20 protein-coding genes and 5 tRNA genes are annotated in these 17,832 nt (G+C 69.8%); 7 read left to right on the top strand and 18 right to left on the bottom strand.

Annotated elements, in window-relative coordinates; genetic code table 11:
- Positions 1 to 14: 14 nt before the first annotated feature.
- Together AB0M36_RS17605 and AB0M36_RS17600 are read right to left on the bottom strand one after the other, a co-directional pair.
- Entirely contained in the window at positions 15 to 1,040 is a 1,026-nt protein-coding gene (locus AB0M36_RS17605; protein ID WP_364158371.1) for a class 1 fructose-bisphosphatase, read from the bottom strand.
- 98 nt (positions 1,041 to 1,138) lie between these two features.
- A complete protein-coding gene (locus tag AB0M36_RS17600; RefSeq protein WP_364158369.1) occupies positions 1,139 to 2,032 on the bottom strand; it encodes a LysR substrate-binding domain-containing protein in 894 nt (297 codons plus the stop codon).
- Between the two features lie 101 nt (positions 2,033 to 2,133).
- Here AB0M36_RS17600 and AB0M36_RS17595 point away from each other — a divergent pair, with 101 nt between their 5' ends.
- The 4 genes from AB0M36_RS17595 to AB0M36_RS17580 all read left to right on the top strand — a co-directional run bounded on the left by AB0M36_RS17595 (position 2,134) and on the right by AB0M36_RS17580 (position 5,863).
- On the top strand, positions 2,134 to 3,567 hold the full coding sequence (locus AB0M36_RS17595; RefSeq protein WP_364158366.1) for a ribulose-bisphosphate carboxylase large subunit: 1,434 nt from the start codon (positions 2,134 to 2,136) through the stop codon (positions 3,565 to 3,567).
- Positions 3,568 to 3,575: 8 nt separating this feature from the next.
- On the top strand, positions 3,576 to 4,010 hold the full coding sequence (locus AB0M36_RS17590; RefSeq protein ID WP_364158363.1) for a ribulose bisphosphate carboxylase small subunit: 435 nt from the start codon (positions 3,576 to 3,578) through the stop codon (positions 4,008 to 4,010).
- The gene (locus tag AB0M36_RS17585; RefSeq protein ID WP_364158361.1) at positions 4,007 to 4,966 is read left to right on the top strand and encodes an AAA family ATPase; all 960 of its coding nucleotides are present in this window, start codon (positions 4,007 to 4,009) and stop codon (positions 4,964 to 4,966) included. The genes AB0M36_RS17590 and AB0M36_RS17585 overlap by 4 nt, the downstream gene beginning before the upstream one ends.
- Before the next feature lie 168 nt (positions 4,967 to 5,134).
- Positions 5,135 to 5,863, top strand: a complete 729-nt coding sequence (locus AB0M36_RS17580; RefSeq protein WP_364158359.1) for an alpha/beta hydrolase — start codon at positions 5,135 to 5,137, stop codon at positions 5,861 to 5,863.
- 64 nt (positions 5,864 to 5,927) lie between these two features.
- On the opposite strand, the gene AB0M36_RS17575 is transcribed toward AB0M36_RS17580, so the two are convergent.
- The 8 genes from AB0M36_RS17575 to AB0M36_RS17540 all read right to left on the bottom strand — a co-directional run bounded on the left by AB0M36_RS17575 (position 5,928) and on the right by AB0M36_RS17540 (position 12,658).
- Positions 5,928 to 6,104, bottom strand: coding sequence for a hypothetical protein (locus AB0M36_RS17575; protein ID WP_364158357.1), 177 nt, complete (start codon positions 6,102 to 6,104; stop codon positions 5,928 to 5,930).
- Positions 6,101 to 6,463 (bottom strand): hypothetical protein, encoded by a 363-nt coding sequence (locus AB0M36_RS17570; RefSeq protein WP_364158354.1) that lies wholly within the window; start codon positions 6,461 to 6,463, stop codon positions 6,101 to 6,103. The genes AB0M36_RS17575 and AB0M36_RS17570 overlap by 4 nt, the downstream gene beginning before the upstream one ends.
- Positions 6,464 to 6,568: 105 nt before the next feature.
- On the bottom strand, positions 6,569 to 7,468 hold the full coding sequence (locus tag AB0M36_RS17565) for a siderophore-interacting protein (RefSeq protein WP_364158352.1): 900 nt from the start codon (positions 7,466 to 7,468) through the stop codon (positions 6,569 to 6,571).
- Positions 7,469 to 7,493: 25 nt separating this feature from the next.
- Positions 7,494 to 9,617 (bottom strand): iron ABC transporter permease, encoded by a 2,124-nt coding sequence (locus tag AB0M36_RS17560; protein WP_364158350.1) that lies wholly within the window; start codon positions 9,615 to 9,617, stop codon positions 7,494 to 7,496.
- A complete protein-coding gene (locus AB0M36_RS17555; RefSeq protein ID WP_364158348.1) occupies positions 9,614 to 10,597 on the bottom strand; it encodes an iron-siderophore ABC transporter substrate-binding protein in 984 nt (327 codons plus the stop codon). The genes AB0M36_RS17560 and AB0M36_RS17555 overlap by 4 nt, the downstream gene beginning before the upstream one ends.
- Positions 10,594 to 11,457 carry an ABC transporter ATP-binding protein gene (locus AB0M36_RS17550; RefSeq protein WP_364158346.1) on the bottom strand — a complete coding sequence of 288 codons (864 nt, stop codon included), beginning with the start codon at positions 11,455 to 11,457 and terminating at the stop codon, positions 10,594 to 10,596. Before AB0M36_RS17550 ends, AB0M36_RS17555 begins: the two co-directional genes overlap by 4 nt.
- 54 nt (positions 11,458 to 11,511) lie before the next feature.
- Complete coding sequence (locus tag AB0M36_RS17545) at positions 11,512 to 12,129, bottom strand: GyrI-like domain-containing protein (protein ID WP_364158344.1); 618 nt, start codon at positions 12,127 to 12,129, stop codon at positions 11,512 to 11,514.
- Positions 12,116 to 12,658, bottom strand: a complete 543-nt coding sequence (locus tag AB0M36_RS17540; protein ID WP_364158341.1) for a PadR family transcriptional regulator — start codon at positions 12,656 to 12,658, stop codon at positions 12,116 to 12,118. The genes AB0M36_RS17545 and AB0M36_RS17540 overlap by 14 nt, the downstream gene beginning before the upstream one ends.
- A gap of 33 nt (positions 12,659 to 12,691) precedes the next feature.
- Here AB0M36_RS17540 and coaD point away from each other — a divergent pair, with 33 nt between their 5' ends.
- From coaD to AB0M36_RS17525, 3 genes are read left to right on the top strand one after another with little or no spacing between them, the layout of a single operon-like run.
- The gene (gene coaD, locus AB0M36_RS17535) at positions 12,692 to 13,129 is read left to right on the top strand and encodes a pantetheine-phosphate adenylyltransferase (protein WP_364158338.1); all 438 of its coding nucleotides are present in this window, start codon (positions 12,692 to 12,694) and stop codon (positions 13,127 to 13,129) included.
- Between the two features lie 40 nt (positions 13,130 to 13,169).
- Complete coding sequence (locus AB0M36_RS17530) at positions 13,170 to 13,814, top strand: M23 family metallopeptidase (protein ID WP_364158335.1); 645 nt, start codon at positions 13,170 to 13,172, stop codon at positions 13,812 to 13,814.
- A gap of 49 nt (positions 13,815 to 13,863) precedes the next feature.
- A complete protein-coding gene (locus AB0M36_RS17525; RefSeq protein WP_364158332.1) occupies positions 13,864 to 15,441 on the top strand; it encodes an FMN-binding glutamate synthase family protein in 1,578 nt (525 codons plus the stop codon).
- A 26-nt stretch (positions 15,442 to 15,467) separates the two neighbouring features.
- Here the strand turns inward: AB0M36_RS17525 and AB0M36_RS17520 are convergent, their stop codons facing one another.
- From AB0M36_RS17520 to AB0M36_RS17485, 8 genes are all read right to left on the bottom strand, one after another.
- On the bottom strand, positions 15,468 to 15,806 hold the full coding sequence (locus AB0M36_RS17520) for an STAS domain-containing protein (protein WP_364158329.1): 339 nt from the start codon (positions 15,804 to 15,806) through the stop codon (positions 15,468 to 15,470).
- A 383-nt stretch (positions 15,807 to 16,189) separates the two neighbouring features.
- A tRNA-Arg gene (locus AB0M36_RS17515) sits at positions 16,190 to 16,262 on the bottom strand.
- Positions 16,263 to 16,280: 18 nt separating this feature from the next.
- Positions 16,281 to 16,808: a hypothetical protein gene (locus tag AB0M36_RS17510; RefSeq protein ID WP_364158326.1), complete on the bottom strand. Its 528-nt coding sequence runs from the start codon at positions 16,806 to 16,808 to the stop codon at positions 16,281 to 16,283.
- A 36-nt stretch (positions 16,809 to 16,844) separates the two neighbouring features.
- A complete protein-coding gene (locus AB0M36_RS17505; RefSeq protein WP_364158323.1) occupies positions 16,845 to 17,321 on the bottom strand; it encodes a macro domain-containing protein in 477 nt (158 codons plus the stop codon).
- A gap of 57 nt (positions 17,322 to 17,378) precedes the next feature.
- Positions 17,379 to 17,459 (bottom strand) — tRNA-Tyr (locus AB0M36_RS17500).
- A gap of 55 nt (positions 17,460 to 17,514) precedes the next feature.
- Positions 17,515 to 17,588: transfer RNA gene (locus tag AB0M36_RS17495), tRNA-Val, on the bottom strand.
- A 61-nt stretch (positions 17,589 to 17,649) separates the two neighbouring features.
- A tRNA-Ser gene (locus AB0M36_RS17490) sits at positions 17,650 to 17,735 on the bottom strand.
- Positions 17,736 to 17,738: 3 nt separating this feature from the next.
- Positions 17,739 to 17,811: transfer RNA gene (locus AB0M36_RS17485), tRNA-Asn, on the bottom strand.
- Between the last annotated feature and the right edge of the window lie 21 nt (positions 17,812 to 17,832).

Here is a 17,832-nt window from a genome sequence, read left to right as displayed (position 1 = left end):
CCCCTCGGGATGCGTCACGGACGGAAAAGCGAGCGGGTGTTGAACAGCGAGAAGTCGTCGTCGTGCAGATCGACGCGGTCGCGGTGATACCGCTCGATGCGCTCCACCTCGTGACGCGAGCCGAAGATCAGCGGCACCCGCTCCGGCAGGCTGCCGGGAACGCAGGTCATCAGCCGCTGCCGTCCGGTGCTCGCGAGACCGCCGGCCTGCTCGACGACGAACGCGATCGGATTCGCCGCGTACAGCAGTCGCGGCCGGCGCCGGCGTCCCGCGCCGCCGTCGTCCGGGTCGAGGAAGACGCCGCCCCGGGTGAGGATGCGGAACGTCTCGGCGGTCAGGCAGGCGACCCAGCGCATGGTGAAGTCGCGTTCGCGCGTACCCGAACGGCCGGCCAGGCATTCGGCGACGTAGCGCTTCACCGGTGGTTCCCAGAAGCGTTCGTTCGAGGCGTTGATGGCGAACTCCTCGGTGCTCTCCGGTATCCGCATGCGCGGATGGGTGAGGATGAACGCGCCGATGTCGCGGTCCAGCGTGAAGCCGTCCACGCCGTCTCCGGTGGTGAGCACCAGCACCGTCGACGGCCCGTACAGTGCGAATCCGGCGCAGACCTGCGCGACGCCCTGCTGCAGGAAGTCCGCGGTGCTCGCGGGCGCGTTCGGGTGGGGACTGCGCAGGATGGAGAAGATGGTGCCGACGGGGATGCCGACGTCGACGGTGGTGAAGCCGTCGAGCGGGTCGAAGGCCAGCAGATACTTACCCCGCCGGTACGGCTGCGGGACCGGATAGATGTCCCCCGTACGGTCGGAGGTCATCGCCGCCAGATGACCGGTCCACTCCGTCTCGCCGATCATCACCTCGTTGCTGATCCCGTCGAGGTTCTTCGGAGCGCCGACGAGGGCGCCCTTGTTCACCTGGTTCGCGATGATCTTCACTGCCGTGCTGATCGCGTTCAGCAGGCCGGAGAAGTCACCGGTCGAGTCTTGATGCCGGTGCTCCTGCTCGATGGTGTAGCGGGTCAGCGTCTTGTGCGCCTCCGGCACGGCGGGCCCCCTCTCGGCGTTGCTGGCGACCGTAGGCCGGATGACACCGTGGGGGCCTCACCCGCACGGGGGGCCGTCGGGGTGAGTGTGGGAACCGCTCAGCGGCGTGGCCTGAACGCCAACTCCCCCGCGCCGTCGGAGTCGGTGATGTGGTCGAGGAACAGCGCGGCGGTGGCGGTGGGGGTCGCGGTGGAGACGGCATGCCAGGGACGGCGCAACGGGGTTCCCCGCACTCCGACGCGCTGCAACGTTCCCTGCCGCAGGTGCCCGGTCACGGCGTCGGCGGACACCAGCGTCACGCCCAGGCCGAGCACCGCCGAGGCCACGACGGCGCCGTGCGAACCCAGAGCCAGAGTCGGCGGCGTCACCTGCAGGGCATCGAGCAGCGCGAGGGTGGTGTCGCGGGTTCCCGAGCCGGGCTCGCGCAGCAGCCAGGTAGCGGTCGACAGTTCCGGCACCGGACCCGGCGCGGCCACGACGATCAGCGAGTTCGGTCGGGTGGCCCTGCTGGTCAACCCGCGGCCAGGTCGGCCGCCGATGACGATGTCGAGCCGGTGGTCGGCCAGCAGCGCGGACACCCGGTCGCGGACGCCGACGTCGAGGGTCACGTCGACCCGCGGATACACCGACCGGAACGACGCGAGCAGCCCGGGAACGAGGTACTCCCCGGCGGTGGTGACGGCGCCGAGCCGGAGCCGGCCCCGCTCGGGGTCCCCGCTCTGCCGGGCGGCGCTCAGTCCCTCGTCGATCAGCCCGAGGATGCGCCGCGCGTAGCCGGCGAAGATCCGACCGGAGTCGGTGAGGCGTAGGCCGCGACCGTGCCGCTCGAACAGCACGACGCCGGCCTCGCGGTGCAGTGCGGCCAGCGCCGCCGACACGGCGGACTCGGTCACCGACAGCCGTTGCGCCGCGGCGCGCGCCGAGCCGTGCTCGACGATCGCGAGAAAGGTCCGCAGCCGGGCCGGCGTCACGGTCCCAACGTAGTCAAGCATTCGCTCATGTGTCCACGGCAAACACTCGCTAGACCTTTCAAGGCAAACCGGCGAGTGTGGATGGTGCGCCCGGGGATGCCGGGCCGACCCTAGGAGGCGCCGTGACCGAGCCGAACCGATGGGACCCAGGCGTGCACAGCTACGCCAGCATGGGCTACTACGACGCCGACTACCGCCCCAAGGACACCGACGTGCTGGCGGTGTTCCGGGTGACCCCGCAGCCGGGCGTCGACCCGGTGGAGGCCGCGGCGGCGGTCGCGGGCGAGTCCTCGACGGCGACCTGGACCGTGGTGTGGACCGACCGGCTCACCGCCAACACGCACTACCAGGCCAAGTGCTACCGGGTGGATCCCGTTCCCGGCAGGGAATCCGAGTACCTGGCCTACGTCGCCTACGACATCGACCTCTTCGAGGAGGGTTCCATCGCCAACCTCACGTCGTCGATCATCGGCAACGTGTTCGGTTTCAAGCCGCTGAAGGCCCTGCGCCTGGAGGACATGCGCATTCCGGTGGCGTACGTGAAGACGTTCCAGGGGCCCGCCCACGGCATCGTGATGGAGCGCGAGATCCTCAACAAGTTCGGCCGCCCCCTGCTGGGGGCCACCATCAAACCGAAGCTGGGCCTCTCGGCGCGTAACTACGGCCGGGTGGTGTACGAGGCCTGCCGCGGCGGACTGGACTTCACCAAGGACGACGAGAACATCAACTCCCAGCCCTTCATGCGATGGCGCGACCGGTTCCTCTACGCCATGGAGGGAGTCAACCGGGCAATGGCGCAGACCGGCGAGATCAAGGGCCACTACCTCAACATCACCGCCGCGACGGTCGAGGACATGTACGAGCGCGCGGAATTCGCCAAGGAACTCGGCAGCGTCGTCGTGATGATGGACCTGACGGTCGGCTACTCCGCGATGCAGTCGATGGCGCACTGGGCCCGCAGGAACAGCGTGCTGCTGCACCTGCACCGCGCCGGCCACAGCACCTACACGCGGCAGAAGACGCACGGCGTCAGCTTCCGCGTGATCGCCAAATGGTCGCGGCTGATCGGCGTCGACCACGTCCACGCCGGCACGATCGTGGGCAAGCTCGAGGGCGACCCCGCCACCACCAAGGGCTTCTACGACACGCTGCGCTTGGGGCACGTCCCCGCCGACCACGGCAACGGGATCTACTTCGACCAGGACTGGGCGAGCATGCCCGGCGTCATGCCGGTCGCCTCGGGCGGAATCCACGCCGGACAGATGCACCAGCTGGTCGACCTGCTCGGCGAGGACGTCATCCTGCAGTTCGGCGGCGGCACCATCGGCCACCCGCTCGGCATAGCGGCCGGCGCCGAGGCCAACCGGGTCGCGCTCGAAGCCGTCGTCAAGGCCCGCAACGAGGGACGCAACCTCATCAAGGAAGGCCCGGACATCCTCCGGACCGCCGCGCGAGGCAACCGGCCGCTGGAGGCGGCGCTCGCCACCTGGGGCGACGTGACGTTCGACTACGCCGCCACCGATGCCCCCGACGCCGTACCCACGGCAAGCGTCTAGGAGCCGACATGTATCTGCGCCACGGTTCGTTTTCCTACCTGCCGGAGCTGACCGACGACGAGATCGCCGCGCAGGTCCGCTACGCGCTGCTCCACGGCTGGCCGATCTCGGTGGAATACACCGACGATCCGCACCCCCGCAACGTCTATTGGGAGCTGTGGGGCCTACCGATGTTCGACCTCGCCGAACCCGACGGCGTGCTCCGCGAGATCAACGACTGCCGCGCGGCCTTTCCGGACCACTACGTCCGGGTACTGGCGTACGACGCGAAGCTCGGCCGCCAGACCACCGCCATGAGCTTCGTGGTGCAACGCCCGGCAGAGGAGCCCGGCTTTCGGCTGGACCGCACCGAGGGCAACAACCGGGTGCAGCGGTACGGCGTACATTCCTATGCCACCGAGTCACCCAGCGGCTCCCGCTACGGCCGTGACGGCTCCCGGTGAGCGCCGGCTTCTCGATGCACCGGCCGGGAAGCGCCCCCGCGACCGCCGACTCCCCGCCGGAGCCGGTCCTCGACCCCCAGGCCAGGGTCGACATGCAGGCGGACGAGGCGGCCACGCGGGTCCGGGAGGTGCTCGCCGCCGTCGACGCGGAACTGGTCGGGCTGGCCGGCGTGAAGCGCCGCATCCGCGAGATAGCGGCGCTGCTGATGGTGGACCGGGCCCGCGCACGGTTCGGCCTCTCGGCGAGCAGACCCTCCCTGCACATGAGCTTCGCCGGCGGACCGGGCACCGGCAAGACCACCGTCGCGCTCCGCATGGCCGAGATCCTCCACGCGCTGGACTACCTGCGGGCGCCGCGGGTGCACCCGGTCACGCGCGACGACCTGGTCGGCCAGTTCATCGGACACACCGCGCCCAAGACCAAGGAGGCGCTAGCCAGAGCCGCCGGCGGCGTCCTGTTCATCGACGAGGCCTACTACCTGTACCGCCCGGACAACGAACGCGACTACGGACAGGAAGCGATCGAGATCCTGTTGCAGGAGATGGAGTCGGCACGCGGCTCGCTCGTGGTCATCTTCGCCGGCTACGAGGACCGGATGGAGACGTTCTTCTCCTCGAACCCCGGACTGAGCTCGCGGGTCGCCCACCACATCCAGTTCGAGGACTACGCCACGGATGAACTGGCCGAGATCGCCGAACTGATGCTCACCCGGGACGACTACTGCTTCACCGAGGCGGCACGGGAGGCGTTCGGCGAGTACCTCGACCGTCGGCGCACGTTGCCGCGCTTCGCGAACGCGCGCAGCGTCCGCAACGCCCTCGAACGGGCCCGCCTCCGGCAGGCCAACCGGCTCGTCGCGCTCTCCGGCCAGGTCGGCCGCGACGACCTGATGCTGATCACGGAGGAGGACGTCCGCCGCAGCAGGGTGTTCACCCTTCCCTCGTCCCGAGACTGAAAAGCCGTTGGCGGGCCACGGCGAGTACTGCTACCTTCCCCGAGACCGTGCCAGGACGAGGAGGTGGTACCCGTGAACGTATCGACGTGGGTGCTCCCCTCCGGGGTCACGGTCGGACGATAGATCGTCCGGGAGCGCCGTTCACGAGCACTCCCGAAAGGCACGACCATGCGATTCACCTCCGAACAGCGTCTCGACGACGGCGTCCTCGAACGCGAATTCACCCTCGGCGAGATCCCCGGCACCCTCTGGACACCTGGATCCGCTCCGGCCCCGGCCCCGCTGATCCTGATCGGCCACAACGGCGGCTTGCGGACGCGGGAACCGCGCCTGATGGCCCGCGCCCGGCACTCCGCGGCGGAGTACGGCTACGCGGTGGCCGCCATCGACGCCCCCGGGCACGGCGACCGCCCCCGTTCCGCCGGCGAGGAGCGGATCCGCGCCGACCTGCGCCGGGCGAAAGAGTCGGGCGAGCCGATCGACGAGATCCTCGAAGCCCTCATCGCCCCGCTGGTCGACCGGGCCGTCCCGGAATGGCAGACCACCCTGGACGCCCTCCTGTCGCTACCCGGGATCGGCGGCCCGGTCGGGTACTCGGGGATGACCGCCATCGGCATTCGACTGGCGGTGGTCGAGCCGCGCATCGCGGCCGCCGGCTTCTTCGCCGGAGGCTTCGTGCCCAGCGCCCTGCGCGAGGAGGCCCGGCAGGTCACCATCCCGCTGTTGTTCCTGCTGCAGTGGGACGACGAAGGCAACGACCGGCGGCTGGCCCTGGACCTGTTCGACGCCTTCGGCAGCGGGGAGAAGACGCTGCACGCCAATGTGGGCGGGCACACCGGCACCCCGTGGTTCGAGGTGGACGACGGAAACCGGTTCTTCGACCGACACCTGAAGTAAGGCCGCGCCCTCAGCTCCCGGAGCTCCTTGAGGATCATCCCGTCCTCCGGCAGCACCGGAAGGCTCAGGTGGAAGCGAGTGAGACGTCAGGTCTCACTCGCAACCCCAGAACGAACATCGCGGCGCCCGTTCCGGCCAGGATCGCGATGGTGGCGAAGACCAGGCGCGAGCCGGCGAACTGGAGTGCCGGCCCCGCAGCTACGGAGCCGATGAACCCAGCGAGGTTTTCGGTGGTGGTCACCGCAGCCAAGACATGCGGTCTGCGATCGGGCGGGATGTGAAACGCGTGATGAGTGTCGCCGCGAGCAGACGAGCACGATCAAGAACGAGACGAAATACGTCCCGGCATCGATCCAGAGCACCTCGGCCCGGGCCGAGCAGCGCGATGAGGACGCCACCGACGGCGGGCCCGGCGAGCGCGGCGATCCTGGTCGCCCCGTCGACGAGGCTGTTGGCGCGGCCGACGAGTTTCTCGTCGGCGCCGCGCACCGGACCCAGGAGGTCGGGCACGATCAGTCGCTGGGACGAGACGTACGGGGTGGTGAACGCCCCAAGCCCGAACGACACGCTGAGCTTCTTGGTCAAGACCGTCCATGACATTAGGCAGAGATGATGCTTGCATGAAGACAATTGCCCAGAATCACGCATCGGCCGTGATTTGTAGGCACTTGGCCCTGCATCACGGCCTGAATGCCGCGGGACGCGTCAGGTCTGTTCGGCGCGACCCGCCCGCCAGTAGCCCATGAACGCCACGGCTCGGCGGTCGATGCCCCGTTCGGCGACGAGGTACCGCCGCAGGAGCTTGATGGTCCCCGCCTCCCCGGCCAGCCATGCGTAAATTCCGCTCGTGGCCGCGGGTGCGTCCGGCACCTCCCAGAGGATGCCGGCGTCGATGTCGATGTCGTCGATCGGGTGGTCGCCGAATGGTGCCGGCGCGGGCGCCAGCCGTTCGGCCGCCGCCTTGACACCGGGGATGAGCATGGTGCCGTGTGCGGCGCCGCCGCGGGCGAGCCAGGTCGTCCGGACGCCGGCGGGAGCATCGAGGGCGAGCGCGTCATCGGTGTGGGGTACTTCGAGGATCACCTCGCCGCGGGCTGTGCGTGACAGTCCGGACAGGATGGAGGCGATCGCGGGTACCGCGGTCTCGTCGCCGGCCAGCAGCAGCGCCTCGTGGTGCGGTGGGCGGAACGTGATGCCGCCGTGGTCGCCGGGGAAGCGGACATCCGGGCCCATCAGCTTCAAGGGCTCGCCGAGCCGGGCACGGTTGGCCCAGCGTGAGGCCGGTCCGCCGTCGCCGTGCAGGACAAGGTCGACGTCGACCTCGCGGCGGGCGGGGCGCACGGCGCTGACGGTGTACGTGCGCAACGGCGCCCGGCGCTGGTGCGGGAGCGCACGCCAGCGCGGATACCAGTCCGGGCCCTCGGGCAGGTCGTCGTAGCCGCCGACCTGCGCCGGAAAGACCAGCTTGATGCGCTGGTCCCGGCCGTTGTCGGCGAAGGTGTCCAGGTCGGCGCCGGTGAACGTGACGCGCAGGAACGACGGGCTGAGCCGCCGCAGGTCGCCCACCCGGACGCTGAAGAAGCGGTACGGCGTATCGACCGTCACCTGTGGACCCTCTTTCATCCGATGCCTATCCCCCGGCTCCCCCGGCCGTCCGGGCGCGGGAACGCCACAGCAGCCAGACGAAGTACGGGGTGCCGATCATGGCCGCGACGAGGCCGGCGGGAACCTGCGCGGGTGCGATGACGGTGCGTCCCACGGTGTCGGCGAGGCTGACCAGCAGGGCGCCGAGCAGCGCCGCGACGGGCAGGACGCGACGGTGCCGGCCGCCGACGAGGGCGCGGGCCGCGTGGGGTGCGACCAGCCCGACGAAGCCGATGACGCCGACCGCGGAGACGGCGGTGGAGGTGAGCAGCGCGGCGGCGGCCAGGGTGAGCAGGCGGGTGCGTTCCAGGCGGATGCCGAGCACCCGGGGTGTGTCGTCGTCGAGGGCGAGCAGGTCCAGCCGCCGGGTCACGCCGGCCAGCGCTGGAGTAAGGAACAGCAGTGCCACCGCGACCGGGGCTACCTGCACCGCGGTACGTCCGTACGTGGATCCGGACAGCCAGGTGAGCGCCTTGCCGGTGTTCCACGGGTCGGTGGAGATGATGATGAACGTGATGACGGCGGTGCCCGCGGTGAACACTCCGACGCCGACGAGAATGAGCCGGTCGGAACTCAGCCCGCCGCGCCACGCCAGCGCGTAGACCAGAGCGAAGGTGAACAGCGCGGCAAGGCCGGCGACCGTCGACATGGCCCACACCCCGGCGAGGGGAACGTACGTGAGCAACGCGACCGCGCCCACGCCCGCGCCGGCGGTGACGCCGAGGATGCCGGGCTCGGCGAGCGGGTTACGGCACACGGCCTGCACCGTGGTGCCGGCCACGGCCAGCGCGGCTCCGGCCAGCAACGCGGCCAGCACGCGGGGATAGCGCTGATCGAGCACGTATGTGACCGCGGGACCGGCCCGCCCACTCAGCCAGTTGGCCACGTCGCCGGTGAGCAGCCAGGTGTCCCCGGCGAGCACGCCGAGCAGGGTCCCGCCGACGAGTGCGGCGGCACAGGTGACCACGACGACACGGACGAAGGCGACCGACCGCACCCGGGCCAGAGGGCTCGTGCCGGCGGCGTGGGTCGGACCGGCGTCGCGGTGCCCGCGGGCGAGCCAGACCAGCACGACCGCGCCGAACAGCGACGTGACGACCCCGGTGGGAACGTCGACGCCTGCCTGTCCGCCGAGGAACTGCCGCAGCAGGATGTCGGAGCCGAGCACGACGATGATGCCGGCCACGCCGGAGAACGGCATGAGCAGCCGATGCCGGTGCAGGCCGGGCGCGAGCGGGGCGAGCAGGCGCACGATGACCGGGGCGCACAGGCCGACGAAGCCGACCGGGCCGGCGATGGTCACCGCGGCGGCGGACAGCAGGACGGCCAGGACGGTGCCGGCCATCCGGGTACGGCGCACGTGCAGGCCGAGCACGGTGGCGGTGTCGTCGCCGAGGGCGAGGATGTCGAGCCGGCGGCCGATGACCAGGCATCCGACCACGCCCAGCGCGATGACGGGCGCCATCTGGGTCACAGCGCGCAGATCGCTCTGCACGAGGGTGCCGTTGCCCCAGGCGTAGAAGCCGACGGTCTCGCGCTGGAACAGCAGCATGAACAGCACGGTGAGCGCGTTGAGCGCGAACGCGGTCGCGGAGCCGGCGAGGATGAGCCGGGCGGGACCGGAGGTGCCCCCGGCCGACAACAGCAGCACGAACCCGGCGGCGGCGAGCCCGCCGCAGAACGCCAGCCCGCCGGCGGGCAGGACCGGCAGAGCGAGGCCGAACGCGGCGGCGGCGACGACGGCGAGGTGGGCGCCGGCGTTGACGGCGAGAGTGTCCGGTGACGCGAGCGGGTTGCGGGCCAGCGACTGCAGAGCGGCACCGGCGACGCCGAGAGCGAGCCCGACCGCGAGCGCGGCGAGCAGCCGGGGCAGGCGGGCCGCCACCAGCACGCGGACCGTGTCGGCGTCGCTACCGCCGAAGAGCAGCCCGAGCAGCTCGGCGGCACCGACGTCGCTGGTGCCCTGGGTGAGATGCACGGCCGCGAGCAGCAGCACGACGGCGACCGCCGCGGCCGTCAACACCAGGACGCGGACCGCCCGCACCGGCGCCGGCGCGGGTGGGGCCGGTGCGGTGACCGGCCCCGAGAACGCCTCGACGATCTGGCTCAAGGGGCGTAGACCTTGACGAGCTGGTCGACGTACTGCTGGCAGGACAGTGGACCGCCGAAGGTCCAGATGCCGTCGGGCATCTTGTGCAGCTGGTTCTTTTGTACGAACGGCAGGGCCTTCCAGATCGCGTTCGTGCCCAGTCCGTCGGCGAAGACGTCGGTGCCGTCGGAGGCGTTGTAGAAGAAGTGGACGTCCTTGTCCTTCAGCGCGTTGAGCCCCTCGACGTCGGTCTGCCCCAGACCCCACACCGGGTCGGCCTTGCCGGCCCAGGCATTCTGCAGTCCGAGCGCGATGCCGACCTGGGACACCAGTGCGCCCTGACCGAACATCCGGATCGAGATGGTGCTGCCTTCCTTCCACCCGTCGGCGATCGCGAAGTGCCGGCCGCCCGCGCCGGCATCGGCGATCTTCTTCTTGCCCGCGGCGAGGGCCGCGTCGAAGTCGGCGAGCACCTGCTTGGCCTTGTCGGTCTTGCCGACCGCGGTCGCGATGAGGGTGAAGTCCTCACGCATGCGGGTGAGGTTGCGGCCGGCGTCGCTGCCCTTGGTGACCAGCACCGGCACGAACTTCTCCAGCTGCGGCGCGAGCGTCGCGGCGGCGTCGGAGCCCATCACGACGAGATCGGGTTTGAGGGCGGCGATCGAGTCGACGCTCGGCTCGCCGCGGGTGCCGACGTCCTTGACGCCCGCGTCGAGCTTGACCGCGGTGTTCCAGGTGGTGAAGCCCTTGACGTCGGCGACGCCGACCGGCGCGACGCCGAGGGTCGCCAGCATCTCGACCTCGCCCCATTCCAGCCCCACGACCTTGGTGGCCGGCGCGGCGAGCGTGATGGCCTTGCCGCGGCTGTCGGTGACGGTGACCGGCCCACCGCCGGCCGGGGCCGCGCTGGTGCCGGCGGCCGGTTCTTCGGTCGTGCCGCAGCCCGTCAGGAGTAGGCCCGCCGCCAGAGCGGAGGCGGCAAGGGTACGGAGTTTCGTCATGAAGGTGCGCTGCCGTTCGTTGAAGGGTTGGTGATGACGGTCGAGAGGCGGCGGCTGTGCCGCCCGACCGGGCGGGTGGTGACCAGGCCGGTGTCCGGCTCGGTGACCACCTCGACAGGGATGCCATACGCGGTGCTCAGCCGCTGTGGGGTGAACACCTCGACCGGGTCGCCGCTGGCCAGCACCGCGCCACCGTGCAGCAGCACGACCCGGTCGGCGACCGCGGCGGCCTGGTTGAGGTCGTGCAGCACGACGCCGACCGCCACGCCGTGCTCCTCGGCGAGGTCCCGCGTCAGGTCGAGAATCTCCACCTGGTAGCGCAGGTCGAGGTAGGTCGTGGGCTCGTCGAGCAGCAGCACCCGCGTGTCCTGTGCCAGGCAGGTCGCCAGCCATACCCGTTGCAGCTCACCGCCGGACAGCTCGTCGACGGCACGCCCGGCCATCGCGGCGACCCCCGTGACGTCCATCGCCCAGGCCACGGCGCGCGGTCCGTCGGGGTCGTCGCCCCGCCACCGGCCGCGGTACGGATGACGGCCGTACCCGACCACGTCGTGCACGGTGACCCCGCTCGGGGTGGGCCGGCTCTGCGCGAGCAGCGTGACCCGCCGCGCGAGGTCCTTGGCCGACATGGCTAGCGCCGACGTGCCGTCGGCGAGCAGCACGGTGCCGCCGGTCGGGCGATGCAGGCGCGCGAGGGCGCGCAGCAGTGTCGACTTGCCGCTGCCGTTCGGGCCGACGAGCGCGGTCACGGCGCCGGCCGCGAGCGTGATCGAGGCGGCGTGGACGACCGACTTGCCGTGATATCCCAGATCCAGGCGGTCACCACGCAGACCCACCGGCACGTCATCAGCTCTGAACACGCGGTTAGGTTAGCCTAACCTCCCTGACGCGCAAAACCGCCCCGATATCGCCGCTCACACCTGACTGTCGACGGTGACCGGCTGCCGGAGAATCGTGCGCCGCTTGTCGGGTGCGACCCTGCGGAAGTCGCTGAGGTAGATCTCGTGGTGGGTGCCGCTCATGCGAAGGCCGTGGTCAGGGATGAACTGATGATGCAGTTGCGCGAGCACCTCGGCCTCGTCGTCGAAGGAACCGACGTGCAGCGTCTGCACGCACCGCCCCTCGGACAGCGCCTGGAGGCGTACGTCTTTCGCCGCGGTTTGCTCGACGGCGGCGGTGACCATTGTCTGGTCGATCCAGTCCGGCACCATGAGCATCAGCGTCCACTCCCACCGTGACTTGTCCCGCACGGTGGTGAAGGAGTCCATGTCCTCGGCCCACCACAGACCTTCCAGCGGCGGAACGACGTAGTCGCGCCCGAGATCTCGCTTGCTGGCGAACTTCAGCTTGTAGGCCACCGGGTAGAGCGCCTCGACCGCCTCGGTGTAGGCGGGCGAGGTGTTGGGGTCGCCGTGACCGTCGACCATGAGGTACCGCATGTCGGGTACGTCGAATATCCGGAACCGGCCCCGTTGCGCCTGGTAGGCGTCGAGGGTCTTCTTGAAGTCGGTCTTGGCGTCAGTCTGGTTCATCAGCGGGCACCTGGGCTCGGGTGGCGAGCCACTGCCTTTCCGCCTCCATGAGGCTCAGGGAGTAGGAGAACACCTCACGCGCCGCGAGCGGGAGAACGGCTTGTTCCTGCTGCACGACCCGGGCGGCCCGGACCGCGGCGATCCGGGCTTCGATCTGCGCCAGCCGGGTGCGCAGCGCCTGCGCGTACTGCTGCGTCGAGAGCAGGGACAGGTTGGCGACGCCGACCAACAGTGGATGCGGGACGGGCCGCGCCTCGGCGACGAAGGCCAGCGCGTTGCGTGCCGCAACCTCGCGGCCCTCGGCGGTGGCATGGAAGACGCGGCGGGACTTCGCGGCGGCCGGAGCCTGCGGGACATGGAGCAGGCCGCGCTGCTCCAGCTTGGTGAGCAGGTAGTAGATCGAGGAGAACCCGATATCGGTCCACTGCCGTATGCCGCGCTGCTCGATCACCTGCTCCAGGTCGTACCCGTGCTGCGGCCGCTCGATGACCAGTCCCAACACAGTCAGCTCAGCGGGGGTCAACGTCACCTGCATACTCTAGCACTAGGATAGTATGTGCCGATGACTCAAGCTTCTGACGGCGGGCTCGGCTCGGCCCGAGCGGTCTACCCCGGGACGTTCGATCCCTTCACACCGGGTCACTTCGACCTCGTCGACCGGTCGCGCCGCATGTTTGAGCACGTCACCGTCCTGGTCGCCGTCAACGACGGCAAACGGCCGTCCCAGACGACTGCCGCGCGGGCGACGGAGATCCAACGCCTGCTGCCAGCGGAGTGGGAAAATGTCTCGGTGGCCGCTTGGCACGGGTTGACCGTGGATTACTGCCGACACCACGGTTTCGGGGTGATTGTCCGCGGAGTCAGGAACTCCACCGATTGCCACCGCGAGTTCGAACTCGCGGCGATGAATGAGGCACTGGGCGTGACGACGCTGTTCCTACCCACCCGGCCGGAACTGGCAGCGATGTCGTCCACCGCGGTACGGGCTCTGCGACTCTGACTTGATCTCGGCATTGTCGGGATATGCCATCGTGGGGACGGTGACAGCTCGTCCACGCACCTGGGTACGCCGCAGCACCGTCCTCGCGATCCTGGGAGTCGGCCTGATCGCCGCCGCCACGATCATCGTGCCGATGCTGCTGCCACCGGGGCCTCGCCCCGCCTTCCAGCTTCCGGTGCCGTGCGGCGAGACCTGGACGCTCGGCACCTACCCGGGACACGGCGACAACGACGTGGACCTGTTTCCCGACAAGGGCGAGGCGTGGGGTCGTCCGGTACTCGCGTCCGCCCCGGGCACCGTCACCGACGCCGGGATCAACGGGACCCTGGGCGGGCGCACTCCGGACAACCCGGACGGCCCTCGCGGCCGGGGCGGCGGCTACTGGGTCAGGATCGATCACGGCCGCAGGTGGGAAACGCAGTACCTTCACATGCTCGAACCGCCGCTGGTGCGCGAAGGACAGCACGTGCGGCGAGGAGAACAGCTCGGCCGCGTCGGCAGCACGGGCGATTCCGGCGCACCGCATCTGCACTACGAACAGCACAGAGGCTTCGAAAAGGTCGAGACCTACTTCGACGGCGCGCCCTCGGGAATCACTCGCGACGACCGGGAGTATTCGGTCTCTCGTCAGAGCAACAACTGCGACGCGGGCGCCAGCAAAACCGACCAGCACGCCCCGGCTTGAGGGACGCCTCGGCGTTTAGCCGCCCGGTGCGGCGGCAATATCATCCGGCATGAGGCGGGGCATCGGTGCGGCCACGGTAGCCGCAGTGTCGGCGCTGGCGGTGGTCGCCGTCCGTGATCTCCTGCAGCGCAACCATGCCCTGCTGCGGAACTTCCCGGTCATCGGTCACGGCCGGTACTTCATCGAGGCGATCGGCCCCGAGCTGCGGCAGTACGTGGTGGCCGGCAACAACGAGGAGCGGCCGTTCACCCGCGACCAGCGACGCTGGGTTTACGCGTCGGCGAAGAAAGAGAACAACTACTTCGGCTTCGGTACGGACAACGACATCGAGTACACCTCCGGATATCCGATCATCAAGCACCGTACGTTCGGACGGGCGGTGCCCCGGTCCACGCCGGCGTCCGGGTATGAGGCGTCCGTACCGTGTGCGAAGGTTCTCGGGGCGGCGCGCGGCCGGGAGCGGGCGTTTCGGCCGGACTCGGTCGTCAACATCTCCGGCATGAGCTACGGCTCGCTGTCCGGCAACGCGATCGAGGCGCTCAACCGAGGCGCGGCGCTGGCCGGCTGCCTGCAGAACACCGGGGAGGGCGGGCTGTCGCCGTACCATCGGCACGGTGGTGATCTGGTCTTTCAGATCGGGACCGCGTACTTCGGCTGCCGCGACGAGCACGGCCGGTTCGACCTCCAGCGGCTCAAGGACCTGGTGGCCGACGCTCCGGTCCGGGCGCTGGAGATCAAGCTCAGCCAGGGCGCCAAGCCCAGCCTCGGAGGGCTGCTTCCGGGCGCGAAGGTGTCCGCGGAGATCGCCGCCACCCGCGGTATCCCGCAGGGCGTCGACTGCGTGAGCCCCTCTCGACACGCCGAGTTCTCCGACACCGACAGTCTGCTCGACTGGGTGGAGCTGCTCGCCGCGGAGACCGGCCTGCCGGTCGGCATCAAGTCCGCCGTCGGCGACCTCGACTTCTGGGACGAGCTGACCTCGCTGATGACCACGACCGGGCGCGGCGTCGACTTCGTGACGGTCGACGGCGGCGAGGGCGGCACCGGCGCGGCACCCCTGATCTTCACCGACACGGTCTCCCTGCCGTTTCAGGTCGGCTTCGCCCGCGTGTACGCGATGTTCGCCGAACGCGGCCTGCACGAGCAGGTCGTCTTCATCGGCGCCGGCAAGCTCGGGCTGCCCGACAACGCCGTGGTCGCGTTCGCGCTCGGCTGCGACATGGTCAACGTGGCCCGCGAGGCGATGCTGGCGATCGGTTGCATCCAGGCACAGAAGTGCCACACCGACACCTGCCCGACCGGCGTCGCCACCCAGAACCGCTGGCTCACCCGAGGGCTGGACCCCGCGCTCAAATCCGTACGCGCCGCCAACTACGTCAAGACGCTGCGCCGGGACCTCCTCAAGGTCGCCGAGGCATGCGGCGTCGAACACCCCGGCCTGATCGGCACCGGCTCGGTGGAGATCCTCGACGGTCGCACCGCGGCCACCGGCCTGGACCAGGTGTACGGCTACCGGCCCGACTGGGGCCTGCCATCCGAGGCGGACCGGGAGGCCATTGCCGAACTCATGCGGGCCACCGAGCCGCAGGGCGGCAGCGCCCCACCGTCACGGTCGGCGCAAACCTAGGCGCGCATGTCCGTGACCTGCGACCGCTAGTGACCACGGTTCGAGTTCGCCACGGTGGCGACGGTGAAGAGACCGGGCCGGACGATCCGCAGGAGCCATTCCACATGCGGTTGCGGGTTGCATATCCGCCAGGACGCCCCGTGTGACAGGGCCAGTTGTTGACCGCATCCAAGGACGCGAGCACCGGCCGAGTCACAGAAACCGAGGGCGGAGAGGTCGACGACGACATGCCGAGGCTTGCTTTCGGAGAAGGCGTCGAGCAGAGCATCCAGGACGATCATGCGGTTCGCCGCATCGAGTTCACCGGAGACAACGACCGTCAGCACGTCGGCTGTCACGGCCACGATCGCGAACAGTCTCGGCATCACCGACTGTCGACAGTCCCACGCTCGAAGCGTCGTCATGGAGTTCGGCTCACGTAGCGGTGTGTTATCCCTCCGCAGGCGGGGGAAGCCGGCCCCGGCACTGCGACAGACAAGTGGGCTGACTGCTCATCCATGACCACGGAGTTCTCCTTGCGACGGACTAGCCCATCACGACAAGCCCCCGCAGCGACAACTCTTGTCTCATCGGTCCGGCCGGTCAACGGCAGACATGACGAAAAACCCCATCGATGACGCTAACCGTCCGATCGACCAAGGTGGGAGGGTGAAAGGTAGACATCGCCGACAAGGGGCGGCGGGCTTCAGCAGATGGCATGCACTCCGGCGGCCTCCAAAATGTCCGCGCGCGGTGCGAGACGGATAAGCGCCCCCGGCTGGACTCGAACCAGCGACCTCGACGCTCGGAACGTCGCGCTCTCTCCACTGAGCTACGAAGGCAGAGACCCACCACAGCGATCAGCCGCGGTGAACATGCCGGGCGGCGAACGCCTCGGCGGCATCCAGGTCCTCCGGCTGAAGGCCCCGCCGGGAAGACGGGGCAATAAGCAGCGCCCGCCCGTCGGCGGTCAACTCTCGGAAGACCGGACCGTCGAGGGGTATGGCCTCGTCGTCCGCCCAGATCAGTGCCCGGTCGGCAGCGAGGACCTGGCGGGCGGCGGCCAGCTTCCACGGGTGCGACGCGGCGCCGCGAGGCGCCGGGTCGGGTGCCGGCGCTCGGACCAGGGGCGGCAGGTGCCACAGCCGTTCCAGCAGGTGGGCCTCGGAACACCAGGTGGTGCACCAGCGCAGCTCCACCGTTCCGTCGGCGTGCAGATGCCGGAGCCGGTCGACGAGCGCCGGCGCCCACCGTAGCTGGTAGTCGTAGTGGTCGCGCGGCGAGTAGACGTGCGCCCGGCGGGGTGCGGCGTGCCAGCCGGGACGGGTGGCGTTGACGACGCCGTCGACGTCGAGCAGCCAGACCGGCGGCGACAGTGCACTGTCCATGCCGAATACCTCACCCTCGCCGGACGGACCCCGGTGTCAGTCGTGGTCGTAGACGGTCACCGGGATGTTCTGGACGCTCAGCGTCGACACGATGAGCGGTTCGATGCGCTCCCACCGGCCGCCGGCCAAGCCGCAGCCGATACGGGGCATATGCACCGACGCGCCCAGCTGGAGCGCGTGGTCGGCGAGGGTCGCGAGGCACCGCTCGATGGCGTCGTAGCGGATCGGTGGGCCGCTGCTCCCGCGTCGGATGCCGTGTTGGCCGACCAGGTTGGCCACCCACGTGTCCGGTCGCACCTGGACGAGCCGGACGGCGCCGAGAGCGAAGTCGTTGCCGGCGCGGCCGCGGTGCCAGGCGCGGTAGTCGCGTTCCGGTGCCGGCCAGCGACGCGAAACCGCCAGAACGAAGCCCTTGCCCCAGCCGCCGATGTCGTTGCAGACGTGAGCGATGATCTTCGGCCCTTTGGCCTGCGGGCTGGTCGCGTCACCCTTGATGATCGTCAGCGGCGTCATCCCGCGGAGTATGCCTCAGGGGTACGACACGACACCCCCGGTTTCGGTGGTGTGGAGTGCGGGCGGAGGGATTCGAACCCCCTCAGCAAGGCACCTGGTTTACAGCCAGGCCCGACTCTCCCACGTCGGCGCGCCCGCGCGAGGGTGACTGACCGATGACCTGATGAGCTACAGCCACCATGGGTGTCGTGCGTACCCGCGGAGGGATTCGAACCCCCAACCTCCGTCTTGTAAGGACGGCGCTCTTCCGGATTGAGCTACACAGGCGAAACCGTGGGGTGGGTACCCACGGCGGTGATGGAACCCGCGCCAACGACTCGGGTCGGTGCGGAGGAGGTGGGATTCGAACCCACGACACCCCGGTCAGGGTGTACGCCGCTTCCAACGGCGTGTCCGTAGCCAGCCGGCTCCTCCTCGCTCCGGCGGGTGGACTCGAACCACCACCGTACGGATTAACAGTCCGCTGCCCTGCCTATTGGGCGACGCCGGATCGACATGTTGCCCGTGCCCT

It is taken from the genome of Actinoplanes sp. NPDC051346 (assembly GCF_040682215.1).
Lineage (GTDB): Bacteria > Actinomycetota > Actinomycetes > Mycobacteriales > Micromonosporaceae > Actinoplanes.
This window is presented reverse-complemented; position numbering and strand designations above follow the sequence as displayed.

Excerpts from the sequence above, each read along its gene's own strand:
- AB0M36_RS17590 (WP_364158363.1), top strand. The coding sequence starts at position 3,576 with ATGTATCTGCGCCACGGTTCGTTTTCCTACCTGCCGGAGCTGACCGAC.
- AB0M36_RS17545 (WP_364158344.1), bottom strand. The coding sequence starts at position 12,129 with ATGAACCAGACTGACGCCAAGACCGACTTCAAGAAGACCCTCGACGCC.
- AB0M36_RS17510 (WP_364158326.1), bottom strand. The coding sequence starts at position 16,808 with ATGGACAGTGCACTGTCGCCGCCGGTCTGGCTGCTCGACGTCGACGGC.
- AB0M36_RS17555 (WP_364158348.1), bottom strand. The coding sequence starts at position 10,597 with ATGACGAAACTCCGTACCCTTGCCGCCTCCGCTCTGGCGGCGGGCCTA.
- AB0M36_RS17505 (WP_364158323.1), bottom strand. The coding sequence starts at position 17,321 with ATGACGCCGCTGACGATCATCAAGGGTGACGCGACCAGCCCGCAGGCC.
- AB0M36_RS17600 (WP_364158369.1), bottom strand. The coding sequence starts at position 2,032 with ATGCTTGACTACGTTGGGACCGTGACGCCGGCCCGGCTGCGGACCTTT.
- AB0M36_RS17570 (WP_364158354.1), bottom strand. The coding sequence starts at position 6,463 with ATGTCATGGACGGTCTTGACCAAGAAGCTCAGCGTGTCGTTCGGGCTT.
- coaD (WP_364158338.1), top strand. The coding sequence starts at position 12,692 with ATGACTCAAGCTTCTGACGGCGGGCTCGGCTCGGCCCGAGCGGTCTAC.
- AB0M36_RS17580 (WP_364158359.1), top strand. The coding sequence starts at position 5,135 with ATGCGATTCACCTCCGAACAGCGTCTCGACGACGGCGTCCTCGAACGC.
- AB0M36_RS17525 (WP_364158332.1), top strand. The coding sequence starts at position 13,864 with ATGAGGCGGGGCATCGGTGCGGCCACGGTAGCCGCAGTGTCGGCGCTG.
- AB0M36_RS17520 (WP_364158329.1), bottom strand. The coding sequence starts at position 15,806 with ATGCCGAGACTGTTCGCGATCGTGGCCGTGACAGCCGACGTGCTGACG.